Source organism: Pseudomonas sp. PICF6 (assembly GCF_009831705.1).
Classification (GTDB): domain Bacteria; phylum Pseudomonadota; class Gammaproteobacteria; order Pseudomonadales; family Pseudomonadaceae; genus Aquipseudomonas; species Aquipseudomonas rhizophila.
This window is the reverse complement of the sequence record NZ_WUUD01000005.1, coordinates 15,748-16,492: the sequence shown is the minus strand read 5'-3', so window position 1 is coordinate 16,492 and position 745 is coordinate 15,748. Positions and strand designations below refer to the sequence as shown.

Annotated in this window: 1 protein-coding gene; it reads right to left on the bottom strand. The window is 65.0% G+C overall.

Translation table 11 applies throughout. The annotated features are described in order from the left end of the window. A partial coding sequence (locus tag GSM73_RS26770) for an Ig-like domain-containing protein (protein WP_256676674.1) occupies positions 1-745 on the bottom strand: 745 nt, incomplete at both ends.

The following is a 745-nucleotide window of genomic DNA, read 5'->3' as shown; positions in this document are numbered from 1 at the left end:
GAGGTCCGCCACGCCGGTGTTATTCAGGACAATGAGATTGGAAGTGTCGGTGATCGCAGCGTCCGGTGTGAAGGTGGCCGTCCAGGTGATGCCACCGTCGCTGGAGCTCAGGCCGCTGATCGAGCCGTTGGCCACCGTCAGGTCCGCTGCGGTAAAACCACTGACCGCTTCGGAGAAAGTGATGGTCACCAACGAGGTTTCACCGACCCGAAGGGCAGTATCGCTGACCACGATGGACGCCGTGGGCGCCACGGTGTCGTTGACCACGTAGTTGTTCGAGTCGGTGGTGCCCACGCCGGCATTGCCGGCCAGGTCGGCAACCCCGGTGTTGTTCAGGGTGATGATGTTGGTGGTGTCGGCGATGTTGCTGGCCGCGGTCAGAGTGCCGGTCCAGGTGATGCCACCGTCGCCGCTGGTCAAGGTGCCGATGGTGCCGTTCTGCACCGTCAGGTCGGCCGCAGTGAGGCCGGTGACAGCTTCGGAGAAGGTGATGGTCACCAGCGACGTGCCACCGGAGTTCAGGTTGGTATTGGCCACCACGACGGTCGCGGTGGGCGGCGTCTCGTCCGGCACATAGTTGGTGTTGATGGTGCCGCCATCGCCGTAGACGTTGGCCACCGACGCCGGCGAAACACCCGCGGTGCCGGCACTGGTCCCACCCACGCCGCTGCCACCGACGTTGCCGGCCAGGGCGGCGAAGTTGGCGGCGGTAATCAGGATCGAGCCTTTGTTCCAGATGGCCCCG